At 59.4% G+C, this 1,093-nt stretch carries 1 pseudogene; it reads right to left on the minus strand.

Annotated elements, in window-relative coordinates:
* Window positions 1–680 precede the first annotated feature (680 nt).
* A pseudogene (locus tag U4E84_RS18385) lies at window positions 681–1,093 on the minus strand (tRNA(Met) cytidine acetyltransferase); the annotation flags it as partial.

The raw sequence follows: 1,093 nt of genomic DNA on the forward strand, positions 1-1,093 counted from the left end.
TTTGTGAACGCAGTAAGCGAAATCGCTACGGGACAGTTGTATGCGTACCGTGAGCGGCGTATCCAGGTTCTATTATAAGCGGACGCGATGCTACGGAGAACACCGCCAAAGCCCCAGCCGGGAGGACTCGCGCGGCCCGGTGTCGTTCGAGAGGCGCTTCGCGCCGTTCGTGATGTCGTCAGACCGCTTTGCGTTCTGACTGCTAGCCAGAAATCTCCGATTTCTGGCGATGACGAGACGCCTTTGGCGTCTCGAACCACGCTCCTCGCTCGTTCGCTTCGCCCACTCGCTGCGGTGTCGCCGGCGGCGACGCCACCGCAGATGTATTTATAAGGCTCTATTGAAATCCTTAGAAAGTGATATATTCCAATTCGGTTGCGTTCAATACAGGCGAAGGATGTAAGATTGAACAAGAATAAGATAAATATGGCAGGAGATTATATTTATTCTACTTAGAAACTGTTATGAGCGATCTGAGAGAGATGCTATTCGCAATTGAGATCACATTAGTAGGCCTTACCGCCGCTGTGCTCTCGGTTCTTTATAATTCATTTTTTCTCAGTGTGATTGCTGGAGGAACGACTATCTTCGGGTTGCTTGGAGCAATAATAGTACGTCGGCGCGCCCGCAGACATTGACGGCGTTCAGTTTCGCAGATCCCGTCCACCGGCTGTTTCATCTCACTTTATATCTGAAGCATAGGATTTCAACAGAGCCGCGAGCGCGAACTCGGTCCCGTACCGCTCGACGAGGGGGGCGGCGGCGTCGCCGAGCGCGCGCATGCACGCGCTCGTCGAGACGAAGCCGAGCTCGTCAGCCACCGTCTCCCACGGCCGACCCTGAAGCACCTTCCGGACGAGCAGGCGCTCCTCCCGGTCGTCGAGCCCCGCGTCGCCGTCGATCAGCGCCGCGAGCGCGAGGTCGCGGAACGCGCCGGGCGCGGTGTCGTACATCCCCGGACCGACCGAGGCGCCGACCACCGAGCGCCACTCGGTCTCGGTGAGGTCGACCCGGACCGGCGCGGAACACGCGCGCAGCGCGCCGCGGGCCACGTCCGGGTCGACGTCGCGGTGCGCGTCCGAGAGCCCGTCAC

Source organism: Halorubrum sp. AD140 (genome assembly GCF_034497445.1).
Lineage (GTDB): Archaea > Halobacteriota > Halobacteria > Halobacteriales > Haloferacaceae > Halorubrum.